The organism is Chitinophaga sp., from assembly GCF_017745275.1.
In the GTDB taxonomy this organism is placed as follows: domain Bacteria; phylum Bacteroidota; class Bacteroidia; order Chitinophagales; family Chitinophagaceae; genus Chitinophaga.
The window spans coordinates 405,963-412,968 of the sequence record NZ_JAGHZS010000009.1 but is presented as its reverse complement, the minus strand read 5'-3'; the positions used below and the strand labels follow the sequence as shown (position 1 = coordinate 412,968).

At 47.2% G+C, this 7,006-nt stretch carries 7 protein-coding genes; 3 read left to right on the top strand and 4 right to left on the bottom strand.

What is annotated here, in order from left to right:
• The first annotated feature begins 110 nt into the window (after window positions 1-110).
• The gene (locus J7623_RS26790; protein ID WP_291926721.1) at window positions 111-1,283 is read left to right on the top strand and encodes an acetyl-CoA C-acyltransferase; all 1,173 of its coding nucleotides are present in this window, start codon (window positions 111-113) and stop codon (window positions 1,281-1,283) included.
• A gap of 120 nt (window positions 1,284-1,403) precedes the next feature.
• Here J7623_RS26790 and J7623_RS26785 read toward each other — a convergent pair whose 3' ends face one another.
• Window positions 1,404-2,015 (bottom strand): hypothetical protein, encoded by a 612-nt coding sequence (locus J7623_RS26785; protein ID WP_291926718.1) that lies wholly within the window; start codon window positions 2,013-2,015, stop codon window positions 1,404-1,406.
• Between the two features lie 196 nt (window positions 2,016-2,211).
• On the opposite strand from J7623_RS26785, the gene J7623_RS26780 reads away from it, so the two are divergent.
• Window positions 2,212-3,195 carry a pyruvate dehydrogenase complex E1 component subunit beta gene (locus tag J7623_RS26780; protein ID WP_291926715.1) on the top strand — a complete coding sequence of 328 codons (984 nt, stop codon included), beginning with the start codon at window positions 2,212-2,214 and terminating at the stop codon, window positions 3,193-3,195.
• Window positions 3,196-3,315: 120 nt separating this feature from the next.
• On the opposite strand, the gene cysM is transcribed toward J7623_RS26780, so the two are convergent.
• The 3 genes from cysM to J7623_RS26765 all read right to left on the bottom strand — a co-directional run bounded on the left by cysM (window position 3,316) and on the right by J7623_RS26765 (window position 5,717).
• The gene (gene cysM / locus J7623_RS26775; RefSeq protein WP_291926712.1) at window positions 3,316-4,197 is read right to left on the bottom strand and encodes a cysteine synthase CysM; all 882 of its coding nucleotides are present in this window, start codon (window positions 4,195-4,197) and stop codon (window positions 3,316-3,318) included.
• A 4-nt stretch (window positions 4,198-4,201) separates the two neighbouring features.
• Window positions 4,202-5,017: a serine O-acetyltransferase gene (locus J7623_RS26770; RefSeq protein ID WP_291926710.1), complete on the bottom strand. Its 816-nt coding sequence runs from the start codon at window positions 5,015-5,017 to the stop codon at window positions 4,202-4,204.
• Between the two features lie 142 nt (window positions 5,018-5,159).
• Window positions 5,160-5,717: a GrpB family protein gene (locus tag J7623_RS26765; RefSeq protein ID WP_291926706.1), complete on the bottom strand. Its 558-nt coding sequence runs from the start codon at window positions 5,715-5,717 to the stop codon at window positions 5,160-5,162.
• Window positions 5,718-5,820: 103 nt separating this feature from the next.
• Here J7623_RS26765 and J7623_RS26760 point away from each other — a divergent pair, with 103 nt between their 5' ends.
• Window positions 5,821-7,005 (top strand): sigma-54 dependent transcriptional regulator, encoded by a 1,185-nt coding sequence (locus J7623_RS26760; protein ID WP_291926704.1) that lies wholly within the window; start codon window positions 5,821-5,823, stop codon window positions 7,003-7,005.
• Window position 7,006 lies beyond the last annotated feature (1 nt).

The window sequence follows — 7,006 nt, the reverse complement described above, 5'->3', positions numbered from 1 at the left end:
ATCTGTCAACCTATTCTAGGACGACTCATTCTGCTTTCTGCTTTCTGCTTTCTGCTTCTTTCGTTATATTTGGTAGATTATAAACTAGCCAAATCAATCTTATTTATCAGATGAAAGAAGTATTTATAGTAGCTACAGCCCGCACCCCCATAGGATCCTTCAATGGTGCACTGACAGGCGTTCCGGCCACACAGCTCGGTGCCACCGTTATCAAAGCCGCCCTGGAAAGAGCGGGTATTGCTGCGGCAGAAGTGAATGAAGTGTATATGGGAAATGTACTCAGTGCCAACCTGGGTCAGGCCCCGGCAAACCAGGCCAGCCTCGCAGCCGGTGTGCCTAACAATGTGCCCTGTACTACCGTTAACAAGGTTTGCGCTTCCGGTATGAAAGCCATTATGCTGGGCGCTCAAAGCATTATGCTGGGCGACAACGATGTAGTGGTAGCCGGCGGCATGGAAAACATGAGCGCAGCGCCTTACTACCTGGACAAAGCCCGTAGCGGTTATAAGCTGGGCCACGGCAGCGTAATTGACGGTATTATCCGCGATGGCCTCTGGGATCCGTACAAAGATTTCCATATGGGAAATGCCGCAGAACTGTGTGCCACCGAATATAAAATCACCCGCGAAGACCAGGATGCCTACGCGATAGAAAGCTATAAACGCGCCGCTGCCGCCTGGGAGAAAGGTTATTTTAAAGACGAAGTAGTACCGGTACAGGTGCCCGGTAAGCAGGTAATCACCGTAGCAGAAGACGAAGACTATAAAAAAGTCATCTTCGAAAAAGTGCCTACCCTGAAACCAAGTTTCCAGAAAGATGGTACCATCACTGCCGCCAACGCTTCCAATATCAATGATGGTGCTGCTGCCGTAGTACTGGTAAGTGGCGAAAAACTGAAAGAACTGGGATTAAAGCCCCTGGCTAAAATCGTAAGTTTTGCAGATGCCTCTCAGGCGCCGGAATGGTTTACCACTACACCGGTTAGAGCCATCAACAATGCGCTGGCTAAGGCTGGCATGAAAATCAGCGATATGGATTATGCAGAAGTAAATGAAGCATTTTCCTGCGTACCCATCGCCAATGCAAAAGATCTGGGTCTCTCCCTTGATAAAGTAAACGTATGGGGTGGTGCAGTAGCCATGGGACATCCGATTGGCTGCAGCGGCGCCCGTATAGTGGTAACGCTCAATTCCATCCTTCATCAGCAGAATGCCCGCTATGGGGTAGCTGGTATCTGTAATGGTGGCGGTGGAGCAAGCGCTATTATTATTGAGAAAGTATAAAAGAGCTGAAAGCATAAAGCCGAAAGCATAAAGCTATTGAGGCGATTGGTTAAAGCGGATAATATATTCGCTCAGATCAATCGCCTCAATAGCTTTATGCTTTCGGCTTTACGCTTTCTGCTATCGTTTCATGGTCAGCACCGTATCCAGGTTATTCAACTGTACACGTACGCTGTCTTTCCCACGTTTCGTCATCTTCAGGAAATGTACCGGTGTTCCGGGATTCACCACATCGGGTATCACCTTCTCAAAAAACAAATATTTATCCACCACCAGGCTGTAAGCAGGGTAGGTAGACAGGATGCTGGTGGTTTTGGTTTGCAGCGCGTAGTCGTTATCGATATCGTAGCGGTGAAATTCACTGTCGTTCAGCAATGTGATGGCCGCCACCAGTGTAATGGTGCGGGTAAAAGGGAGAATTAGTCCCAGTAACAATACAAAGGGAAATCCGAAGAAGCAGAGCAGGTAGGCGTATTTGGCGTCGTTGTCCGGCTTCGTGACGCCATAAAGTAACATCCCGGTGCCGGCGTAGAGGGTAAAGAAAACCCTTTCGGTTTGGGTGCCTTTAAAGCCATAGTTATTCAGCATCAGTAGCAGGCATATTACGGTAAAGCAGGCCAGTACGATGTGCGCATACCATAGGAGGACTTGCAAAACCGGTGCTTTCACCTTTTTAATGCGACAGGAAAGGGCCGCTAAAAAGCATAAGGTGAGGATAGTGATCGTAATCATGACAGCGGGAAATTGTTGGCGGGTTTCAATAAAGTTAAAAATATAAATATATGTAATTATTTTAATTAATTACATGCAAGGTGGCTGCCAGCGGTATAATAATTATTAATCGGGTGTTTACTTTGCTTTTTCGTGAACAAACAATATTTTTGCCCTGCCTTTCAATAAAGGCATTTAAACTTTCAATAAGAATAGCATGCGTCAGATAGCTTTCAGACAAGCCATAAGAGAAGCCCTGCAGGAGGAATTTCGCCGTGATGAACGGGTATTCCTTATGGGGGAGGAAGTAGCCGAATACAATGGTGCTTATAAAGTGAGCCAGGGAATGCTGGATGAGTTTGGTCCAAAACGCGTAATTGACACGCCGATCGCAGAACTTGGATTTACTGCCATTGGTGTTGGTGCCGCTCAGAATGGCCTGCGTCCGGTTCTTGAATTCATGACCTGGAACTTCGCTGTACTGGCGTTGGATCAGATCCTCAATACTGCGTCTAAAATGCTCGCGATGAGTGGTGGACAAGTAGGTTGCCCGATCGTTTTCCGTGGACCTAACGGTTCTGCCGGACAGCTCGGTGCACAGCACTCTACTGCTTTCGAAAGCTATTATGCCAATATCCCGGGGCTGAAAGTAATTTCCGTATCTAACCCATATGATGCAAAAGGCTTGCTCAAAGCGGCTATCCGCGATGATGATCCGGTTGTTTTCATGGAAAGTGAGTTGATGTACGGTGATATGGGTGAAGTACCTGAAGAAGAATACATCATTCCAATTGGTAAAGCAGATATTAAACGTGCAGGTAAAGATGTAACCATTGTATCTTTCAACAAAATGATGAAAGTAGCACTGGGTGCAGCAGAAGAACTGGCGAAAGAAGGTATCGAAGCAGAAGTAATCGATTTGCGTACCATCCGTCCACTGGATTGGTTCACTATCCTGGAATCTGTGAAGAAAACCAACCGCCTGGTTATCGTAGAAGAACAATGGCCTTTTGCGAGCATTTCTTCCGAAATCTCTTACCGTATCCAGAAAGAAGGTTTCGACTACCTGGATGCACCAATCCGCCGTATCACTGCTGTGGATGCACCTATGCACTACGCGCCTAACCTGGTGAAATTATACCTGCCGGATATAGAGCGTACTGTGAAACTGGTGAAAGAAGTAATGTACATGAAGAAATAGCAGAAAGCAAAAAGCTAAAAGCATAAAGCTATTGAGGCGAATGATCTAAGCGAGTAATTTACTCATACGCTTAGATCATTCGCCTCAATAGCTTTATGCTTTTAGCTTTTTGCTTTCTGCTCAGGAAAACAAATCGCTTGATAAATACCGGTCGCCACGATCGCAGATAATACATACCATCACACCGCTGCTTATTTCCTGCGATACCCGTACCGCCGCTGCTACTGCGCCGCCACTGCTCATACCACAAAACACGGCTTCTTCTTTTGCCAGCCGTTTGGTCATGGTTCTGGCTTCTGCCTCTGAAATATCCATGATCCTGTCTACTCTTGATTTTTCAAATATTTTTGGGAGATAAGCCTCCTGCCACTTGCGGATGCCTGGAATTTTGGATCCATCCGTAGGCTGGCAGCCAACTATCTGTATAGCGGGTTGTTGTTCTTTCAGGTAGCGGGATACGCCCATAATAGTACCGGTAGTTCCCATGGCACTGACGAAGTGTGTTACCTGACCCGCCGTATCCCTCCATATTTCCGGCCCCGTAGTTTTGTAGTGCATACCGTAGTTGTCCGGGTTGGCAAACTGGTTCAGCATGAAATAACCGCCGCCAGCTACTTTGCTGTTGGCATAATCTATAGAACCTTCCATAGATGCTTCTTTAGGGGTAAGCGTTACTTTGGCGCCATATACTTCCATGGTGAGTACGCGTTCACGGGTAGCATCGGCCGGCATCACCAGCTCTATTTCCAATCCGAATAAACTGGCGATCATGGCCAGCGCAATACCGGTATTGCCACTGGTAGCTTCAATCAGTTTCATCCCCGGTTTAATATCCCCTCTGTCCAGCGCTCCTTTAATCATGCCATAGGCGGCCCGGTCTTTTACACTGCCGGCGGGGTTATTACCTTCCAGCTTCGCAAATATTTTTACGGACGGATTCACGGAAATCTTTTTTAATTCTACCATCGGTGTATTACCGATAAGATCGATGATGGACGCCATTGTACTAATCCTGGTTTGTATCTGAAAATTTATGTTCTGCTTTGTAGTAAATACGTGAGAAAGGTTCCACACTTTTAATCAGCCACACATTACCGCCAATAACACTGTGGTGGCCTATTACGGTGTCACCTCCCAAAATAGTGGCGCCGGCATAAATCACTACATGCTCTTCAATAGTAGGATGCCTTTTGCTGCGCGCCATACTTTTTTCTATGCTCAACGCTCCCAGGGTAACGCCCTGGTAAAGTTTTACATGCGGCCCTATCACGGTGGTTTCCCCGATCACAATGCCGGTACCATGATCTATGCAACACCATGGAGCAATCACCGCACCCGGATGAATATCAATACCGGTGCGGGAATGCGCCAGTTCGGTAATCATACGCGGCAATACGGGGATATGCAGGTTATATAATGCATGCGCAATGCGATAAAAGGCAATGGCATAAAAACCTGGATAGGCACGGATTACCTCGTATATACAGGATGCTGCCGGATCGCCCTGGTACATTGCGCTGGCATCTTTTGTCAGCTCATCATAAATCACCGGCACTTTGCTCATAAATGTTGCACTTAGTGTAGCCGCTGCTGCCGGCAACTGATGCTCCATAGAATGCAGTAATCCCTGCAGTTGCAGGTCCAGCTTATGGCTGTACCGCTCCAGCGCTGCAGGATCAGCAATCACCTGGCCCTTGTGCTCCGGAAATAACCAGTTCACCAGGTTGCTCACAAATTCATCTACTGCATCGGTAGCCGGATAAGCACTCGCTGCTGCCAACTGGTGCCGCCGTTTCAACTCTTCCAAAAAATCATTCGTCATATACGGATGGATATTACAGGTATCGACGCTTTATCTATATTGAAATTGCGCCTTAATACCCTGTAAAGGTAGTAGACTATGAGTTAAATTTCAACTTTAGCTGTAAGCAGTTAGCTGCTAGCAGTTAGTGAATGGCTAACTGCTAACTGCTTGCAGCTAACCGCTGTTTCCACTCATAAGCACCTTCCATAATCAGGTCAAACACCGGGTCCTTGATATCATAATATGCATCGGCATTATCGGGGAAATAGCGGGAGAGTTGTTGTTTTATTTCGGCATAGGCCCTGGCAGCCAGGGGATGGGTACGAAGATAATCACGGCACAATAGTGCATAACGTTGATTGAACCGGCCTGATACCCGTATATGTAAATTCACCCGCCGGTGTGGACGCGAATAAAAATGTTTCTCCAGTTCTTCCGCTGGCAGGTCTTCCCGGCCCGGCGGCCGGTGGTCAACGAGATGTTTCGCAGGCCGATAGCCCAGCGGTACCAGCAATGGCTCCAGGGGCAGGTCCAGCGAATCCACCGTTACCTGCACATCAATCACATCTTTGGCAGATAATCCCGGTACACTGGTAGAACCAATATGGTCGATGGCTAACGCATAGTCGCCAAGGGCATTACTCAATTGTGCCGCAATTTCCCGGTATTCTTCCGGCCAAAGGGCATTATAAGGGACGATCTCAATTGTTTCCGACATGTTAAATCCTCTTAGATATCCTGCAATTTTAACTGATTAATCTTTATTTTTGCCCGTTGTGTAAATTGCACCGATTGCAGATAATGCAAAATCAAAATTGACTATGGCTAATATTCTGATAATAGACGACGAAAAAAGTATTCGTAAAACGCTCACGGAAATTTTAAGTTATGAAGGGTATAAGGTAGATGAGGCCGCCGACGGTATGGAAGGATTTAAAATGTTCCAGGCAAAGTCTTATGATGCCGTTTTATGCGACATCAAAATGCCTAAAATGGATGGTCTGGAATTCCTGGAGAAAGCAAAGGAAGTGAACGGCGACATCCCTATTATCATGGTATCCGGCCACGGTAACATTGATACAGCAGTAGACGCCGTAAAGAAAGGCGCCTACGATTATATTTCCAAGCCACCAGACCTGAACCGCCTGCTCATTACCCTGCGTAATGCCATGGATAAGACCACGCTGGTAACAGAAACCAAAACCCTGCGCCGCAAAGTCAACAAGGTGCCGGAAATGATTGGTCAGTCTACCCCCATCCTGAAAATTAAGGAAACCATCGAAAAGGTGGCGCCTACAGATGCCCGTGTACTGGTGACCGGTGAGAACGGGGTAGGGAAGGAACTGGTTGCCCGCTGGCTGCATGAACGCAGCAACCGCGCAGCTGGTCCCATGGTGGAAGTAAACTGCGCCGCCATCCCCGGTGAATTGATTGAAAGTGAATTATTCGGCCACGAAAAAGGATCCTTTACTTCTGCGGTGAAACAACGTATCGGCAAATTTGAACAAGCCAGCGGTGGTACCCTTTTCCTGGACGAAATTGGTGATATGAGCCTGAGCGCACAGGCCAAAGTATTGCGCGCCTTGCAGGAAGGTAAAATCACCCGCGTAGGTGGCGATAAAGAAATCAGTGTAGACGTGCGCGTAGTAGCGGCTACCAACAAAGACCTGCTGCAGGAAGTGGAAGAAAAGAATTTCCGCCTTGATCTCTATCACCGCCTGAGCGTGATCCTGATCCACGTGCCTTCCCTGAACGATCGCAGAGAAGATATTCCTTTACTGGTAGATAGTTTCCTCGACAGCGTTTGCAGCGAATATGGTATTTCCCGTAAAGCCATTGATAAGGATGCTATGAAGGCCCTGCAAAATCATAACTGGACCGGTAATATCCGTGAACTGCGCAACGTGGTGGAACGCCTGGTGATTTTATCAGGTAAAACAATTACCGTTGAAGATGTGGACGACTTTGTAGTACCCAACCGTGATAAGAAAAGAGTAAGCTCATAAG

Excerpts from the sequence above, each read along its gene's own strand:
- J7623_RS26780 (WP_291926715.1), top strand. The coding sequence starts at position 2,212 with ATGCGTCAGATAGCTTTCAGACAAGCCATAAGAGAAGCCCTGCAGGAG.
- J7623_RS26785 (WP_291926718.1), bottom strand. The coding sequence starts at position 2,015 with ATGATTACGATCACTATCCTCACCTTATGCTTTTTAGCGGCCCTTTCC.
- J7623_RS26770 (WP_291926710.1), bottom strand. The coding sequence starts at position 5,017 with ATGACGAATGATTTTTTGGAAGAGTTGAAACGGCGGCACCAGTTGGCA.
- J7623_RS26765 (WP_291926706.1), bottom strand. The coding sequence starts at position 5,717 with ATGTCGGAAACAATTGAGATCGTCCCTTATAATGCCCTTTGGCCGGAA.
- cysM (WP_291926712.1), bottom strand. The coding sequence starts at position 4,197 with ATGGCGTCCATCATCGATCTTATCGGTAATACACCGATGGTAGAATTA.
- J7623_RS26790 (WP_291926721.1), top strand. The coding sequence starts at position 111 with ATGAAAGAAGTATTTATAGTAGCTACAGCCCGCACCCCCATAGGATCC.
- J7623_RS26760 (WP_291926704.1), top strand. The coding sequence starts at position 5,821 with ATGGCTAATATTCTGATAATAGACGACGAAAAAAGTATTCGTAAAACG.